Here is a 17,346-nt window from a genome sequence, read left to right on the forward strand (position 1 = left end):
GGTGAGGATGTGCTCAGGCTGTGTCTGGAGCACCGGTAGATCTCGGAACGTATCAAGCGCAGCCTGCTTGAGCCCTCGTTCATAGCGAGCGGCGGTGCTCGGATCATTCCCAGCTTTCGAGCTTACGAGGGCATCCATCACAACTTGCCAGGTTCGCGTGGCAACGGTTGGATCCGCCGCAGAGAGGTAGGTGCGCGCCAGGTGAATGTTGAAACCAGGATGATAGGCGGATTCGTTCTTGGCGTTGAGCAGCCGAACTGCCTCGGCTTTGTCGGATGTCCCGAGGCTCTCCTGCTTGTTCGTTGTGCGGTCCTGGGCGTAGTAACGACCGCTGGCACCCCGTCGATACAATCGGTATGTTGGCTTCATAATCTTTGTCGGTTATGAGCCTAAGGCGCTGAAGCCAGTCCGCGTTAGCGAGCAGTGACGGAGTATCGCCACCCTTATCCAGAGCTACTCCGTAGTAGCTCTTTCGCTGGCCAATCCGCTGGCAAACCCCGCTAGAACAAAAAGCAACCAGTTGATGCACACGCACCTCGGTTGAGGAAGAAAGGGCCGACACGGCCCACACTACACTGTAGCGACGTCCGTCCTCGGACGTTCCAACCCCGATGGGCCGACACGGCCCACACTACACTGTAGCGACGTCCGTCCTCGGACGTTCCAAACCCGATGGGCCGACACGGCCCACACTACATCCCGGTCGTCCCGGCTTTGCTCTCGATATTGATCACCCGCATCCTCCAATCCTCGAACGATGGCTCCGTTCGCAAAATGCAGAACGCATCGAATTCGTATCCCAGCCGCAAACCATAAGGAGTATCTGGCGACACATTCACCGTCCACACCGATCCCTCGGCAATCCGCCGTCCCACCTCAGCGTCCACCTTCGGGTCCAACTCCTTGGCCGGAGCGGTTGGCTCTTCCTGCCAATGCCGATACACCCCTCGATTGGCGAGTAAACGACTCATCATCGGGTTCAGAACGGTTGAATGTTGATGGGCACGAAACACCGCGCGAAGACGCGTATTGGGCCCAGAGCCCAGCCGAAGTATGGCCTGCGTGGGACCCGGGCCGAAGATGGACGAGCGACCGGGATCGTAGGCCAGTGCCGGTTCTTCAGAGGTCACCGTGAAGTCGTTCCACATGAAGCCCAGGTTGACGGGCACCGTCGGGCTGGAGGGCACGCAATCGATGAAACGAGGTGAAAGCTCAGACCAAGCCAGGCCGTCCACCCCCTTCAGCACGTCGGGATGCTCGCGAAAAAAAGTCGCCTGCCGTAAAGCCGCGATCCGCTGATACCGCACCGTTGCCGGAGCCTCCAACAGGCCGGCTGGGTTGTAGCCGGGCTCGACCCCTCCATGATTGCACTGGGCGTAATTGGTGCCGCTGCCTAGATACAACGCGACCGGAAGAAAATCGAAGATTCGGGCGATCTTGACCGGGTTGAAGCTTCGGCCGTACTTAGAGACGCCTTCCTGGAAGAATCCGTAGCTGGCCGCGAGACGATAATCCTCATGATTGCCGCGCACCAGAATCACCTGCTGCGGATTCTCAAGCTTCAGCCGCAGAATGGTGTACAGGACCTCGACACCATAAACCCCGCGGTCGACATAGTCCCCCAAGAACACCAAGCGAACCTCGGGGCGGATCACTTTGAAGCCGCTCAAGTAGCCCTTCTGATTCAACCAGGCCAGCCGTCCCAGGATGGAGTGAATATCTCCATGCAAGTCGCCATTGAGGATGACCTCCGTTCCTGGACCAACTTGCTCCCGTTGAACAAAAGGTTCAAAGGCGCTGGGCTGGCGGAAGAAGTGCCCGCGTTGCAGATCGTAAAAGTCAGGACTGGGCGGGGTACCCAGCCAAAGTTCGGTTCGGGCCAGAGCGCCTGTGCGACTGGTCGCGCCGAAGGAGTCCAGCAAAGCATCCAAAGGGGCGAAAGAGCGCAACGGCAGCAGCTCGGTTGCCGGCAACCGTCCGCGCAAGACCCGGTTTTGTGGCAGTTTTGCGCAAGCCGCCTGCCAATCCGCATAGGAGGGTTGGAGCGAGTCGGGAGGGGCGAGTGGCTGCGCCAAGGCACCACCCCAGGCGATTGACCAGAGCAGGCAGAGAGCGTATTGCACCGCAGCGCGCCGAGAACGCCGGCGGCTCGTCTCCAACCACTTCAAATGGAATCGTTGTGGATTCACTCAGGTCATTACGGACTTGCCATGCCACCCTAGCGACCGACGGCCAGTTTCCCAGCAAGAACTGGAGGTGATCGAACCCCGTAGCAGTATGGAGTTGATCGGGCACCGATCCGACGAGGGTTATAGTTCCATAGTCCTGTAGCCCTCTGCAGCTTTTCGGCACCCCCGGAGGGGGATCCCAGCTACGCCGGGAGGACCCAAGCGGCAGAGGTCTGCCGCACTCCCTATTCGTCTGCCCCCCACCAGGAAATCATCACACCCGGTTTCGAGATTGAAAGCATCGGCCAAATGACCTATAAATAAACTCTGCTGATACGCATGATCCAACACCGGCCGAGTGAATAGTCTATTCTGACTGCGCTCCCTTGAACGCCCCCACTTTGCAACCCACTCGCGCGAGCTTCAAAACGAGATCGATCCCTCTGCTCTTGGCGCTAACCCTAAATGCCGGCACCTTGGATCTCCACAGCGCTCAGCCCGGCGGATGGCTGGAGGGGGAAGGATTTCGCTCCCAACCTCTTCGGGTCGCTGGCCCCGGGCCAGGCAAGGCAGGTTTCTCGAAGATGCCCGCCAGCGAGACTGGCCTGAACTTCACCAACATCCTTTCCCTCGCGCAGGCTTCCAAAAACCGGATCCTTTACAACGGCTCTGGTGTCGCAGCCGGGGATGTGAATGGCGATGGCTGGTGCGATCTCTATTTCTGTCGGCTCGAAGGCCCCAACCAGCTCTATCTGAATCGAGGCGGGTGGAAGTTCGAACTCAGCTCCGCCAATGAGACCATTGCTTGCGAAGGCCAGTTCTCCAGCGGGGCGTGCCTGGCCGATCTCGATGGCGATGACGATGTGGACCTGCTGGTCTCCAGTATCGGCAAAGGTGTGCGCAGTTTCCTCAACGACGGCACAGGCAAGTTTCAGGAATCCACCGCTGGCAGCGGCTTGGCGCAACAGTTCGGCAGCCATTCCATGGCTTTCGCCGATATCGACAACGACGGCGACCTCGATCTCTATGTGGTGAATTATCGCACCACGACCATCAAGGACGGAGGACTCACGCGCTTCGGCCTCAAGCGGGAAGGCAACCGCATCATCGTCCCCCCTGAGCACCGGGATCGATTTCGGATTCTCAAGAACGGCGACGACATCTCGGCCGTTGAGATCGGCGAACCCGATCTGCTCTATCTCAACGACGGTCATGGAACGTTCACCCTCTCCTCCTGGACCGAAGGCCGGTTCTTGGATGAGGCCGGCGATCCGCTCAAGGAAGCCCCTCACGGCTGGGGGCTGTCAGCCATGTTCCACGACGTCAATGCAGATGGCGCTCCCGATCTGTACGTTTGCAATGACTTCTTTTCACCCGACCGACTCTGGCTCAACGACGGAAAAGGCACTTTTCGTTCTGCTCCCGGACTCACGCTGCGCAAAACGCCCCTCTCTTCGATGGCCGTCGATTTTGCCGATATCAACCGCGACGGCTGGGACGACTTCTTCGTGGTCGACATGCTCAGCCGTCAAGCCGTGGATCGCCAAACAGAGCGCAGCAACTTCGAAAACGCCTTGGTGCCGTGGTGGGGATGGCCGCTCGACATCAACGCAATGGACTCCCGCCCACCCGTCCAGCGCAATACCCTTTTCCTCAATCAGGGAGATGGACGCTACACCGAAATCGGCCAGCTGGCCGGACTGGAGGCTTCCGGTTGGTCCTGGGGTTGCACGTTCGTCGATGTCGATCTCGATGGCTATCCCGACGTGTTGGTACCCAACGGCCACGGCCAAAACGCCATAGATTCCGATGTGCTCAAGGCCCGCGGCCGACGCGAACGCGAGCTGGGAGAAGCCGCCGCACAGGAGCCGTGGCCGGCGTTACGAACGCCCAATGTTGCGTTCCGAAATCAAGGCGATCTCACCTTCGAGGAAGTGGGGAAGGCCTGGGGATTCGACCTCCCCGGGATATCAAACGGCATGGTCGTGTCCGACCTGGACAACGATGGGGACCTCGATGTCGCGCTGAACAATCTCAACGAGCCAGCCACGCTGCTACGCAACGACGCCACCGGCTCGCGCATCGCGCTTCGGTTGCGCGGAACTGCTCCCAACACGCAAGGCATCGGCAGCCGTATTGAAGTGAGCGGATTCGGCGCACCACAAAGTCAGGAGGTACTGGCCGGAGGAAGATATCTCTCGGGAGACGATCCATTAAGGGTGTTCGCCACCGGGAGCCGAACCAACTCGCTCAGCATCCAAGTCACCTGGCGTTCGGGAGCGGTCAGCCGCATCACTCAGGTGAGTCCTGACCATGCTTACCTCATTCAGGAACCCGCCCGGGCGGCCGCTACAGTCGTCGCCTCCCCATCCCCTGCTGCAGCCGCACCGCCGCTCCGCACGTGGTTCGAAGAATCCACCCCACCGCTCCGTCACCAGCACGTGGTTTCAGAAACCGGAGGAGATGCACGGCAGCCTCTGCTCCCTCGCAACCTCAGCCATTCAGGTCCGGGCGTTACCTGGGCCGACCTCAACTCCGATGGACAACTCGATCTGGTGGTGGGCGCAGGAAAAGGCACCACGCCAGGAATCTTTATCAACAATCGACGAGGCAGCTTCAATCCGGTGCAGGCACCCGCCTTTCAACTCCAATCTCCCGAGGATCTATCCGGCATCGTCTGCTGGGCCACGGCCGGAAGTACCAACCGATTGCTTATGGGCATTTCCTCACACCAAGCCGTCAGCCCAGACCACGGATCCATGCTGGAGTTCGTGCTCACCGGCCAAGGCCCGGAGCGGCTGCCGAATTGGGAAGGCGGAGAAATCAATCCAGGCCCGCTCGCCATGGGCGACATCGATGGGGATGGCGACCTGGATTTGTTCGTGGGCGGCCTGAGCGTTCCTGGACGATATCCTCGAGCCACGCCCTCCCGACTCTACCGGCAATCGGGAGGCCGATTCTCAGCAGACACCGGCAACACCAAGATTCTTAGCCAGGCCGGCCTGGTTAACGGAGCGGTGTTCACCGATCTGGACGCTGACGGGTTGCCCGAGCTGGTACTCGCCTGCGACTGGGGCCCAGTTCGGGTGTTCCAGAATCGGGGTGGACAGTTTACCGAAGCCACGACGTCGCTGGGATTGGATCGCTGGATCGGCTGGTGGACTGGTGTCTCAGCGGGGGATTTCGATGGCGACGGACGAATGGATCTAGTCGCCGCGAATTGGGGTCGCAACCATAAGTATCAAGCCCATCTCAACCACGGACTCCGGATCTATTCCGGCGATCTCGATGAGAATGGCACCTGGGATATTGTGGAAGCCTATCTCGAACCCCGACTGGGGAAGGAGGTCCCACTGCGCGATTTCAAAACCCTCTCCCAAGCCATGCCTTTTCTGCGTGAATCGTTCGAAACGTACCGCGCCTTCGCCTCAGCCAGCACCGGCGAGATGTTCGGGGATCGCCTTAAGGCGACTACCATCCACACAGTCAACTGGCTCGATTCCACCCTATTCCTCAACCGCGGCACCCGATTCGCCGCCCAGAGCCTCCCCATCGAAGCGCAATTCTCACCCGCGTTCGCCGTTTGCGTTGGCGATGCGAATGGCGATGGCCACGAAGATGTTTTCCTCAGTCAGAACTTCTTCGGAGTAGATCGCGAAACCGGCCGCTACGACGGTGGCCGAGGACTGTGGCTCCAGGGCGATGGGCAAGGAGGATTCACGGCGGTTGCCCCCCGTGAATCAGGCGTGCAGGTCTACGGAGAGCAACGAGGCGCCTCCCTAGGGGACTTCGATGGCGACGGCAGATTGGACTTGGTCGTGACCCAGATGGGAGCCAGCACCAGGGTCTGGCGCAATAGGAGCGCTCAACCGGGTCTGCGCATCAGCCTGAAGGGGCCAGCCGAGAATCGGAACGGCTTTGGAGCTCAACTCCGCTTCGTTCAGGGAACTCGGAGCGGGCCGATCCATGAGCTGCACTGTGGATCGGGATTCCTGTCCTCAGAAAGCCCAGTCGTGGTCCTCGGCTGGCCGAAGGGTCCAGCGCAGCTGTGGGTTCGCTGGCCCGGCGGAAAGACCATGCTGAAGGATGTGCCCGCCGGCACCCTGAATCTTCAGGTGAGTTTCGAGGCCACCACGACACCCCCAGCTTCCAACCCGGATCCCGCAACCGCACAACCTCCCCGACTGCCCGGCTATTCGCACGAAGCCAAAAAGCGTCTCATCGAGCGATTGCCCAAACCCATGTTCCGGGAGGTTTCCAGGGAGGTCGGCTTGAACTTTCGCCACTCGAGCAACCCAGCCTCCATTCCCAAACGCGCTGTCCTGGAGATCCCCATGGACATCGCGGGAGGAGGCGTATCCGCCGGTGACTACGATGGAGACGGGTTCGACGATCTCTTCTTCGCGGGCTTCGGGGGGGGCCGACTCTTTCACAACGAAGCTGGCCTACGGTTTACCGATGCCACCGCAAGCGCCGGACTGGCGCTCACCGGGGAGAGCCGGGCGGCCTACTGGGTGGACTACGACAACGACGGTGACCTGGATCTGTTCATCACCGGAGTGGCTCAACCCTGCCGGCTCTTTCAGAACTTGGGAGGCGGCCGTTTCGCTGACGTGAGTGACGAATCGGGTTTCTCTAGGCATGCAGACATCACCCACGAAGCCGTTTGGTTCGATGCCGACAACGACGGCTGGCTCGATGTCTACACGGCCAGTTTCGGTCGATGGGACCAGGGCCATGGACCGATCCGCAGCCAGCAGAATACCAACGCTGAACCCAACCGACTCTATTACCATCGCGTCGAAGGTGGGCGCCATCGCTTCGAAGACATCGGGCCGCAAGCGGGGGTCAACGACACCGGCTGGACACACTCGGTGGGAGCTTGGGATTTCGATCGCGACGGAAAGCCGGATCTCTTCTCGTTGAACGACTTTGGAAACGCCCGGATCTATCGGAATCTGGGGCAGCTGAAATTCCAGGAATGCAGCGAGCAAATCCAGTTTCAACCGCTCAACAATGGGATGGGATTCTCCGTCATGGATTTGGATCGAGACGGAAGTTTCGAAGCCTTCGTATCGGAGATCAGCATACCCGTGTATCAGGAAGGCCAGGCGATCCGGTATCGGATGGATCCAGGAACCATTACCCTTCCCGATGACACGCTGCATTTCCTGTCCGTCACCGTGAACAACCGCCTCTACACTGAAACTGGACGCGGCACCCTGACCAACCGCTTCGCTTCGCTGTTCGAGCCCGCCGAGATGGGATGGTCCTGGGATGGCAGCGCCATCGACTACGACAACGACGGGACGCTGGATTTCTCGATCCTGAACGGCACCGAGGAGCGCACCCCTCGCCTGAAGGGAGAGCGACGCGAGATGCACCTGGCGCAGGCCCGCTTCATCAACCGCTATGCCAACGAGCCCAACCTGTTTTTCATGCACCAGGAAGGCCATTGGTATCATGTGGGAGATTTCTCCCAGACGGACTATGCGGGCAATTCCCGTGGCTGCGCCGTGTTCGACTTCGATGGCGACGGAGATCTAGACGTGGCCATCAATGATTTCGAGGCACCCTGCAAACTCTTCAGAAACGAACAAAACCTCGGCAACTCCTGGATCCGCCTTCAACTTATCGGACGAAGATCCAACCGCAATGCAATCGGTGCCCGCGTAGAGCTCCAGGACAGCCGGGGTGAGCGCCATCACGCGTTAGTCGTCTCACGAAAAGGTTTTCTATCTCAAGATCCGATCACTCTCCACTTCGGCCTCGGCAAAGCGGAAGGAGTCACGAACGGGGTCATTCACTGGCCGAGCGGTGCGACGCAGAGCCTGGGCGTTCTCGCTGGACGAAAGAAACACCAGATCGAAGAACCGCGCTAAAAGCTCGACCACTGATAGTTGTAGCATGACGTTTACTGCCCTTCGTCTTCCGACCCCCGTGGGGGTCATAAAAATAAGCCGGGCGATCGAAGATCCCCGGAATCGACGCCCAAAAAGCAAAAGCATCGCGCAGCGATGCCACGTCTTGGAAAGGGAAGGGTGGCACCCCCATGCGGGGGTGCGGGGTTTTCGGACCCCGAACCCTTCAGGTTCCTGACGGACCATTCCGCTGCCCGTGTTCCGAGGGAGGATCTCACTCGTCCAAATCACCTCCCCGCCTACCTCATCGATTGCTCTCTAAACGTTTCACGATTTTCTTCACTAGCGATCCAACCCGATGTTTCGTCAGGTAGACCTGAGCCGACGACACGCGCAGGGCCTTAGCAACTTCACTGGCACTCATCCCTTTGGCCATGAGCAGATAAAAGATTTGGAACTGCCGCGGCGTGACTTCGGACTTCACCCGATCCAGAGCCGCCTGAAAGAGGTTCTCCTTCCACTCCTTTTCCCAGTAAGCCTCGAGTCCGAATCCGGAAGGGTCGGCAACCTTGTTCACGGGACCTGTTGTGCTTTCGTGGTCGACCTTGGGTGCAGGCTGAACATGCGCAGGCGGGCGTTTACGCAACACATCAATGATCCGTCGATGGGTGATCTTGAGCAGCCAGGACTTAAAAGAGCCCCGTTCGGCCTTGGTCTCCAGACCCGGTATTGACTTAAACACCGAGATAACCGTCTCTTGAACAACATCCTGAGCCTCGGTTTCCGTGCAACCCATCTTGCGCGCTGCCGAATAGATCAGACGCCAATAGGCATCGAAGAAGTCCTGCCAGGAACGGGAATCCTCCGTCTTCTTCAGGCGCTCGATCAGCGTCCACCGGGTGGGTGCAAGGTCATCCATGGGTATCGGGTCTGAGTTTTAGGCCATGGAGCTACTCGAGGGAAGACCACGGCTTCTTTCAAACAAAAACGAAATGGTGATAAACGGCACCAAAGACACTCGCGCCGAAACCTACGCCCAAAGGCGAATGGCGCACACCCAGTGCCCGTGACACCATTCACCGACTCAGCGAGTGAGAGACCCGAACAACGCAACGACAGAATGAACCCGATTACCCTTCAAGGCCTCGCCACCGGCTTCATCGCCACTAGCATCGCGATGGGCCTTCCCTCCCTAGCCACGCTGCTGCTCTATGCGGGCCATCAGATCCGGAATCGCCTGACCGCCCCAACGGCCGAACCCAACTTCGGCGACAACCCAGATGCGATTCTGCTGATGCTCAAAGGGATGACCCAAGCCATTGGCCTGCTGGGGCGAGCCGCAGGAGCGTTAGGACAAATGGCCATGAACCTCCTGGCCGGGGTCTCAGTGGTTGCGTTCGTGCTCGCAGTCGCCCTCTGGTTTACCGGACGTGGCCTGCAAGCCGAGGCCAACTGGGCGCGCATCAGCGGCTTCATCCTACTCTTACTTGCCCTACTCCCGTCGCTCCTGCTCGCTCTGTCGTTCCATTCCATCGGCCGGCTGCTCATGATCACCCTGATCGTCCTCTGCGCCCTGGGAATGCACGCGCTTTGGATGGGCTACACGCCCCAGCCCCAGGGATAGTTCATTGTCCATTGCACCAAGTCCGAAACCTCACGCCTCAGCCACGAGGGTGCGACCCTGGGCGTCTCGATGAAGCCGGGTCAAGAATCGGCACTCTTCATCCAAATCGATGCCGTGATCCGCTTTCAAGCGCTCGGTTACCGCTTCGCGCCAGGCAGACGGAAACAACGACGCTCCGTGAATGGCACCCACGATAGCACCGACTAGCTGGGCGTAGGAGTCGGTGTCGTGTCCCCATTCCATGGAAAGTTGAAGCGCTGCCAGAGGATCGTAGTCCGCCAACTCCAGACACGCGAACGCCACCACAAACGGGACCTGGGCCTCCCACTTCGTGGTCTGGGCGAATTCGTGATCGAGCGAGACGAACAATCGGGCGGGCTGACCCTCAGCCGATTTCACCATCGACGCCGCCAGGTTCAGCCATCGGTTGACCGCTCGCTCGGACCATCGGATCTTCTGAAACCGAAGCGGGTCGGTCTCGCGCATGGACTTCACCAGGGCCTGATAGGGAGCCGATTGAGCGCCGGGTTCATAAGAAACCGTAAGCGCGTGTGCCAGGCCCGCCACCAAAGCCGCGTTTAAATCCTTCCCGATGCCATTGTCGAAAAATCCCAACGTATACGCCGCCCGATAGGCCGCCGTCGGCTGCCCAGCATACAACACCGCCAACGGCAAGAGAGTCATCTGACCACAGCACGTGGCCAACCCTTGCCACATTCGCTCCGGTGGCAGCGCCTGCAGCAGATCTCGTTCTCCCAAAACCCATCTCGCGCCCAGCTGCCACTCCTCCAGCCAGTCTTTGGCCAGCTCCGCGTAACCGGCCCGGCCCACGACCGCCGCAGAACTGGGCCACGTCAGAAAGGCTTGCGCTAGATCCTTCACCGTGAACGGCCATCGCTTTTCACGATCAACCTGATGCAGCCCATGAAGCAGCACCAACTTGTGGCGGGAGTCGTCGGTGATCGTTCCGGGCAAGGAGTTGGGGTTCCATTGTCCATAGGACTCCGTCCCCGGACGCAGATCCCGATAGGATCGTAGCCGTAACCGAGCTGCGGCAGCCGCCCGCCCATCCGCATCCAACGTTTCACCATTCCGCCAGACCTTGGGGGGATCCGTCAGACCCTGAACCCGCTCACGAGCCTGGAACTCAATAGGCCCGCCCAATGCGTCACCAATGACCGTTCCAAAAACCAGGCCTCGAATACGATCCCCCAAATCTACCGGCGGACGCGCATCGGCTCCGACACCGAGCCGAGGAAGGGCACCCCACGCCAGACTCGCAGCGCCTAGAGTCAGAAATTTGCGCCGATGGATTCCTCTCATAAGTTCCCGGACTGCTGAGCTTCAACGAGGCGCAGCAGGCTCTGCTGCGGCTCAAGAACCATCTGCCGAGAGATCCGAAGCAATTCAGACTTCCGATCCAACCCGTATCCCACCGGCAATTGCGCGTAGCCAATGATGCGCCGCATGATCTCCACGCCCGCCAGTTGGATCATGAGCCTGTCGTCGAATGGGGCAGGAGCGAGATACGCGCGACGCCAGAGATCACGCAGATGCGCGGGTTGGCTAGAGAGGAGGAGATGAGCAAGAAAAACACCCACATCGAATTCCGCCGGGCCGTAAAATCCGAATTCAGGATCGATCACCCGCGGCCCACCGGCAGTGCGAAGCAGGCTGCCAGGATAGAAATCGCCATGCAGCAGGCTGTCGCCATCCGCAAGATAAACTTCCCGCCCCAAACGTGCCACCTCGCGCACATAGCCTTGATCGCCCTTCAAGATCCGGCTTTGCGCCGCCAGCCCATCCGTGATCGCATCCAGATCCAAACCATTGTCGACGGCTAGCGGAATCTCGAAGAGATGAGCATGATTCAAGGCGCGCATCTCGCGATTGGGCAGACGTGAGCCGTTGGAGTTGCGCCTCTCATCACGGTGAAGGCGCGACAGAAATTCGGCCAAAACCTCGATCTCCCGAGAGGAGATCTGCTGCCCGCGATACATCCCAGTATAGTCGCTGGCGATTCCCAGATCCTCGAGCACGATGACATGTGCCACCGGATCAAACGCTATCAGACGCGGCATGAGGCTCGCCAATGGGGGGTGCGCGTCCACGATGCGATAGAACTCCGCCTCGCTGAACGCACGCTCCCAGGGAGCGGCAAACTGAGGATACTTTTCAACCCAGGGCCGCGCCTGCTTCACAATCAGCGAGCTGTCTGTGGTCTCGACCCTTAGGGTGCAGTTCATATTGCCATCCCCGGCCCTGGCGGCTGACCGAACCTTTTGACCCGGACTCAGGATTTTCAGCGACAACAGGTAACCCTCAAGTTCCGATGGCTCCCCGGCATCGAGGAAGAATAGGTTCGGGCAGGTTTCCTGCCATCGGGCGCGCGGTGTAAGCTTCATAGAACCAGGTGTCGTGAGACCCTTAATCATCCCTACCTCCTCAGCACCCTGTCAAGCGACCGATGGTGGATTGCGATCCCCCTCCTTCAGTTGGGGGATCCCGAGGGAATCGGCTTCTCAGCCAACACCGGCCATCCCGGCGGTTCAAGACCTAAGAACACCGGATCGGGTGGCGCCGACTGATAGGTCGAGTTAAGAAAATCTGCATGGACCGTGATCGATTCTCCTTCCAAGACCGTTCGATTGACGAAGTCATCATTGACCGCCGGAGTTCCAAAACCCGTGCTATCCAGGAACCACGCTGCGACGAACACGCCGAGCCGCCACCTCATCCATGAGTTGTGTGCCATAGGATTCAGAGTTCTATTCAATCATGCTCGCAATTCACGCCATGATCCAGCCATTCGTTTACTCTGACGGCGTGTTGAACCCATGCACACGCTGTCCGTACGCTTCGAATCTCGTGCCAGCGTTTACAAAGCTTAACTACCTTACCGAAGGCCGTTCAGACCAAGCAGGTGTTCAACATGTTACTCGGACTCGGCTTTGCCAATCTTTCAAAGATTCTTAACCACTCCACCAACCGTTCACTTGATCCGCCAGCTCCGCCTAACAGAGTCGCTCGTTCATGCGGGCTAATGAGACAGTGTACCTTGTTACTGTCCATATGAGATTGCACCCTGCCAGCGACTAACCTATACAGACCGATGCCAGGCCATTCCCGTTTCTAGGTTAAAGTGGGTGAGATCAGTCGTTCCACCATTAGGGTTGCCGACTCCGTCGGCGGAAAAAAGCTGTAGAGGGCTACAGCAGTCCACGCCACAAGGATCCATGGGACACCCGAACCTTCGCGGGGAGTTGCCAGAGGCTTCGGACAGGCTAGTTTAAAGCGCGCATATGAACTAGCCATGCCGACTTATGACCACCGTTGAACAGGAATCCATTCTCACTCTCGCGCTCCAGGCCGCCTTCGCCGATGGGGCTAAACACGACGCCGAGCGGGCCGAAATCAAACGCATCGCCGAGGGTTTTCCGCACTCCGAGGTAAATCCGGCGGCGCTTTACCAGCGGGTGCTGCTCAAACAGGTCACGCCGGCGCAAGCCGCGGCCCAGCTCCAATCCCCCGAACTGCGCCAACTCGCGTACGAAATGGCGGTCTGCGTCTGCGATGCCGACGGCGCCCAGACGGAGGCTGAGAAGTCCTTTCTGACGGGACTGAGGCAAGAACTGAAGCTGGCGGAGTCAGCAACGGCGCCCGTCACCCACGCGGCCGAAGCGCTCGCTCTCGAACCGCTGGCGGACACGACACAGCCGCTCGGGCTCCCTTCCGCATCCCAGAACGCGGACGTGGAGAAAATGGTGATGAACTACGCCATTCTCAACGGCGCACTGGAACTGCTGCCCGAATCACTCGCCACCATGGCGATTGTGCCTCTGCAAATGAAAATGGTCTATCGCATTGGCAAAAGCTACGGCCATGAGCTGGGCCGCGGCCACATTAAGGAGTTGTTGGCAGCGGCGGGGGTCGGCCTGACTTCTCAAGTGCTGGAGGGCTATGCGCGGAAGCTCCTGGGGGGATTGTTGGGCAAGGTAGGCGGCGGAATGGTGAAGACGATCGGCAATCAAGCCACCAGCTCGGTGATGTCCTTCGCCACAACCTGGGCATTAGGCAAGTTGGCTCAGCAGTATTATTCGGGTGGACGACAACTGTCGGCCATCGAGCTGCGCTCGACCTACGGATCCCTCGTCGAACAGGCTCGAACGCTTTACTCTCGCTACGCGGGCGATATCCAGCAGAAGTCCCGAGGCGTCAACGTCAGCCAACTGCTGCCCCTCATCCGCGGGCAGTAAAGCCAACCACCTATCTAGACTCTCCCCATGAACCTTTTCCTCTCCGCGTTCTCCGCGCCTCCGCGAGAAAAGATCCTTCCCCTGACTCGGAAGGGCTGCCGGAATCCCTCGCGGAGGCGCGGAGAACGCGGAGGAGCACTAAATGAGTGAGAACCGAAGGATCGTGCAAATCAGCCCGATCATAGCCAGCTCCCCTCCATGAACCAAGCCTCGTCACCTCGGCTCCTACACTTCGGACTGTAGGGAACGCTCGTCCCGCTATAGCCTCGGCGACGGCGGTGGCTTCTGCTAGAGTGAGTTCCCATTGTCGAGCTGGACTGCTTCTCGCATCTGTTCGAGGAAGTTTGGTAGAGCAGATTGAACGCGATTCCAATTCGGGATGGGCGGAGTTCCGAGCGGATCTTCCATAAATGCCTTGGCCGCAGCTCGAATACTGCGCACGAAGGTGTTAACCGCTACCTCCTCTTCGTGACGATCGTAAGAAAGACCGTTGATCAGGGCGTCCGCGTTGTAATGCCGCAAGGTATCCTCGGCTCTCCGGATGTAGGCGCTGTAGAGCGTGTCGAAGAGTCCGGCGTCGAGTTTGATTCCTTCTGCCGCCATCACCCGAAAGATTGTCTTGGCAATGTCGGTTGCCATCCGATTGAGACCCTTGTCCACATCGCGAGCCGAGAGCTCCTGGTGCTTGTGGTCATATCGATCCGAAAGCCCCGACTGGCAAATTGCCCGGGGTGCAGAGTTGCGATAAACCTCCGCCAGCATCCCTACCTCCAGACCCCAATCAGAGGGCACGCGAACGCGCCGCACCAAGTCAAGGTCCAGGCAAATTTCACCCGAAAGGGGATAACGGAAGGTGTCCAAATAGATCAGCAAGGGTTGTGAACCCAGGATGCTCTCCAACGAACGAATGAGCGGCGTAAACATCAACCGCATGACTCTCCCGTGCAGCCGAGTGCTATAGCGCGCCGTGTAGCCCTTGCAAAAATCGAGTCCCAGGTTCGGATGGGCGACCGGGTAGCACAGCCTGGCCAGCATTTCTCTCGAGTACGTCAGAATATCGCAATCGTGTGACGCAACGATGGTGGCCCTCTCTGCGGCCAGGACATATCCAAAACAGGTCCACACGTTACGCCCCTTGCCGGGGAGCCCCAACTCGAGGTCAGCATCCGCGAGTTGAGCCTGAAGCCGTTGCATCCGCGGCCCATCATTCCACAACAAGACGGGCTTCTGAGGCAGGGATGAGAAGAGCTTCTGAGCGCGCTTCCAGTCCCGCGAGCTAGCTCCATCGATACCAACGACAATTTGGCTGAGATACTTCACTTGCTTCAGCTCCTTCAAGATGAGCCGGAGCGCAGTCGTCCCGAGTTCCCGAACATGGCATGGAAGCACCAGCGCAATGGGCGTTTCCTCCGCAAACTTCGCCAACTCACCCTCCATTCGCGTGAGGTTGGTAGGGCCGAGACGATGCAAGGTGGCGATGGCGCCGGTTTGAAAAAAGTCAGACATAAAATCGATGGGGCTGCACGCTCAGGAAGCACTCTGCTGGGGCTTCTGCTCCTGTTTAAGGTGAAGTGTTTGGGTGGGAAAGGCGAACTCGATTCCGGCTTGATCGAAGCGTTCCTTGAGCCGCAAGTTCATCTGCTGAAGTCCGGCCAGGTAAGCTTTGTAGTCCGTATTACCCCACCAGTGCACCACGAGGATGTTGAGGGAAGAGCTCTCGAATCGGTTAAAACTAACAATTAAATCGGAGGTGTTTTCATGCTGCCGATAAACTTCCTCAATGATCCTGACCGCTGCATCGACGCCCTGGGTTGAAGTGTCATAAGTGATCCCGATGTTCATCACGGTTTTGATGTTGGGTCGGGCGGTGATGTTGACAATCGTCGCATTGCCCATCGTTTTGTTGGGGACGGTAACCAGATGACCGTCGAGGTTCCTCACTCGAGTGCTTCGGAACCCGATCGTCTCGACCGTGCCGTCGACTGCATCCAGCTGAATTCGGTCTCCCACTTTGAAAGGCTTGTCCACCAAAACAGCCACAGCACCGAACAGGTTGGCCAGGGTATCCTGGGCCGCAAGACCTACAGCCAGCCCTCCAATGGATAGAGAAGCTATCAAACCGGTGACGTCAAAACCCAAGTTTTGAGAGGTCACCAGCGCCACGACGATGATAATGAAGAGTTTCAAACTCTTGCCAATCAGCGGCAAGAGTTGCTTGCCGAACTGCTCATTCTCGGGCGTCGTCGTCCGTTGGTACCACAAGCCCACCACCAGATCCATCGCCTTCAGGAGAACGTAGGTGATGGAAACCGCCACAATGATCTTGGAGGACTTAGAAAACACCTCCGCAAGCACATCGGGCCAGGAGTAGACCCGCATCCCGATGTGCAGCAGGATCACGAAGGATATGATCTTGACCGGCCCACGGAGCAACTGGACTAGCAGGTCATCCAGTTTCGTCGAGGTGCCCTCTGCCCATCGTCTGACTCGTCCCGCAATGAACAGGTCCAGCACCTTGGACACGTAAAAAGCCAGGAAGATGTAGATGAGCGAAGCCATGTATTGCCACAGCGGGATCCCCGCGACCGGCGCCTGATGGAGCCACTCGATCCGATCGAGCCCAAAGGTTAACCAAATCTGCGGGCTTGCGGCCGACGTGGTGGGCAACGATGGAGGTGAAACGGGAACTCCGTTAGACTGGGCGTCCACGGCGATCACGCCGCTCAGAGCCGAGATCACCATCACGAGACAACACATGCAAAGGCTACTGATTCGACCGGTGATCATCTCCGTCGTGCCTCCTCCCCGTTCGGTAGACTGGCGCGCCTTCGAGCCGACTTCCACTCCTCGGACTCGGAAGCACCAGTCGCATCTCTCGTGGAGGCTCGTGATCGGAGGTCAGCGGAGGACGTTGATGAATCCAGCATGAGGGTTACCCCAATGTGGGCCACCGCCATCAAGGTTCCGACGGTAATTACAACCATCACAGTCGCCAGGATCGCCAGGTTTCGAGTCCCGGCGACCGGGTCGCCTGCCGGCAGCCAGTTCATGACGGCTTGCGATATCATGACGAACGCCGTGGCGGAAAGAGTCAACATGGCCCAGCCACGCTGGGGCTTCCCCCAAAAGCCGAGTAGTGCCCATAGCACACTGAAACCGCCGCCCAGCAAGCCCACAATCCCACTGAGGCGGCTCAAATCGGGAACCGTCTGAAGTGCTAGGAATCCCAGCAAAATCGAAAGTAGGCCGTGAGAAAGAAGCACCGAAGGAACAAGTTTTTTCATGGACCAATCAGGGTTGTTGATCGCACGGATGCAAAGCACCACCGGCTCGTAGCGCCACCAGGCATCGACCCGCGCCCGCCGACGCTGCGACATGATGCGCCGCATCCTCGCCAATCAAGTCAGTGTAGAGAGTGGCGGCCCGACCACTCCGAT

The 17,346-nt window shown here is 59.0% G+C and carries 12 protein-coding genes; 3 read left to right on the top strand and 9 right to left on the bottom strand.

What is annotated here, in order from left to right; genetic code table 11:
* Both JNN07_21245 and JNN07_21250 read right to left on the bottom strand, forming a co-directional pair.
* Positions 1 to 369: hypothetical protein (locus JNN07_21245; GenBank protein MBL9170275.1), on the bottom strand; the 369-nt coding region annotated here is incomplete at its 3' end.
* A 323-nt stretch (positions 370 to 692) separates the two neighbouring features.
* Positions 693 to 2,189: a serine/threonine protein phosphatase gene (locus JNN07_21250; GenBank protein MBL9170276.1), complete on the bottom strand. Its 1,497-nt coding sequence runs from the start codon at positions 2,187 to 2,189 to the stop codon at positions 693 to 695.
* 428 nt (positions 2,190 to 2,617) lie between these two features.
* Between JNN07_21250 and JNN07_21255 the strand changes: the two genes are divergently transcribed.
* The gene (locus JNN07_21255) at positions 2,618 to 8,050 is read left to right on the top strand and encodes a VCBS repeat-containing protein (GenBank protein MBL9170277.1); all 5,433 of its coding nucleotides are present in this window, start codon (positions 2,618 to 2,620) and stop codon (positions 8,048 to 8,050) included.
* Between the two features lie 283 nt (positions 8,051 to 8,333).
* Here JNN07_21255 and JNN07_21260 read toward each other — a convergent pair whose 3' ends face one another.
* Positions 8,334 to 8,948 (bottom strand): sigma-70 family RNA polymerase sigma factor, encoded by a 615-nt coding sequence (locus JNN07_21260; GenBank protein MBL9170278.1) that lies wholly within the window; start codon positions 8,946 to 8,948, stop codon positions 8,334 to 8,336.
* 201 nt (positions 8,949 to 9,149) lie between these two features.
* Here JNN07_21260 and JNN07_21265 point away from each other — a divergent pair, with 201 nt between their 5' ends.
* Positions 9,150 to 9,653 carry a hypothetical protein gene (locus JNN07_21265; GenBank protein ID MBL9170279.1) on the top strand — a complete coding sequence of 168 codons (504 nt, stop codon included), beginning with the start codon at positions 9,150 to 9,152 and terminating at the stop codon, positions 9,651 to 9,653.
* 30 nt (positions 9,654 to 9,683) lie between these two features.
* Here the strand turns inward: JNN07_21265 and JNN07_21270 are convergent, their stop codons facing one another.
* From JNN07_21270 to JNN07_21280, 3 genes are all read right to left on the bottom strand, one after another.
* On the bottom strand, positions 9,684 to 10,976 hold the full coding sequence (locus JNN07_21270) for an ADP-ribosylglycohydrolase family protein (GenBank protein ID MBL9170280.1): 1,293 nt from the start codon (positions 10,974 to 10,976) through the stop codon (positions 9,684 to 9,686).
* Positions 10,973 to 12,058 (bottom strand): phosphotransferase, encoded by a 1,086-nt coding sequence (locus JNN07_21275; protein MBL9170281.1) that lies wholly within the window; start codon positions 12,056 to 12,058, stop codon positions 10,973 to 10,975. The genes JNN07_21270 and JNN07_21275 overlap by 4 nt, the downstream gene beginning before the upstream one ends.
* An 86-nt stretch (positions 12,059 to 12,144) precedes the next feature.
* Entirely contained in the window at positions 12,145 to 12,408 is a 264-nt protein-coding gene (locus tag JNN07_21280; GenBank protein ID MBL9170282.1) for a hypothetical protein, read from the bottom strand.
* Positions 12,409 to 12,976: 568 nt separating this feature from the next.
* On the opposite strand from JNN07_21280, the gene JNN07_21285 reads away from it, so the two are divergent.
* Positions 12,977 to 13,909, top strand: a complete 933-nt coding sequence (locus JNN07_21285) for a DUF533 domain-containing protein (GenBank protein ID MBL9170283.1) — start codon at positions 12,977 to 12,979, stop codon at positions 13,907 to 13,909.
* A 288-nt stretch (positions 13,910 to 14,197) separates the two neighbouring features.
* On the opposite strand, the gene JNN07_21290 is transcribed toward JNN07_21285, so the two are convergent.
* The 3 genes from JNN07_21290 to JNN07_21300 are packed head-to-tail and all read right to left on the bottom strand — an operon-like array spanning position 14,198 to position 17,286.
* Positions 14,198 to 15,415, bottom strand: coding sequence for a hypothetical protein (locus JNN07_21290; GenBank protein MBL9170284.1), 1,218 nt, complete (start codon positions 15,413 to 15,415; stop codon positions 14,198 to 14,200).
* 21 nt (positions 15,416 to 15,436) lie between these two features.
* Positions 15,437 to 16,666 carry a mechanosensitive ion channel family protein gene (locus JNN07_21295; GenBank protein ID MBL9170285.1) on the bottom strand — a complete coding sequence of 410 codons (1,230 nt, stop codon included), beginning with the start codon at positions 16,664 to 16,666 and terminating at the stop codon, positions 15,437 to 15,439.
* Between the two features lie 26 nt (positions 16,667 to 16,692).
* Positions 16,693 to 17,286, bottom strand: a complete 594-nt coding sequence (locus JNN07_21300) for a hypothetical protein (GenBank protein ID MBL9170286.1) — start codon at positions 17,284 to 17,286, stop codon at positions 16,693 to 16,695.
* Positions 17,287 to 17,346: the final 60 nt, after the last annotated feature.

The organism is Verrucomicrobiales bacterium (assembly GCA_016793885.1).
Taxonomy (GTDB): Bacteria; Verrucomicrobiota; Verrucomicrobiia; order Limisphaerales; family UBA11320; genus UBA11320.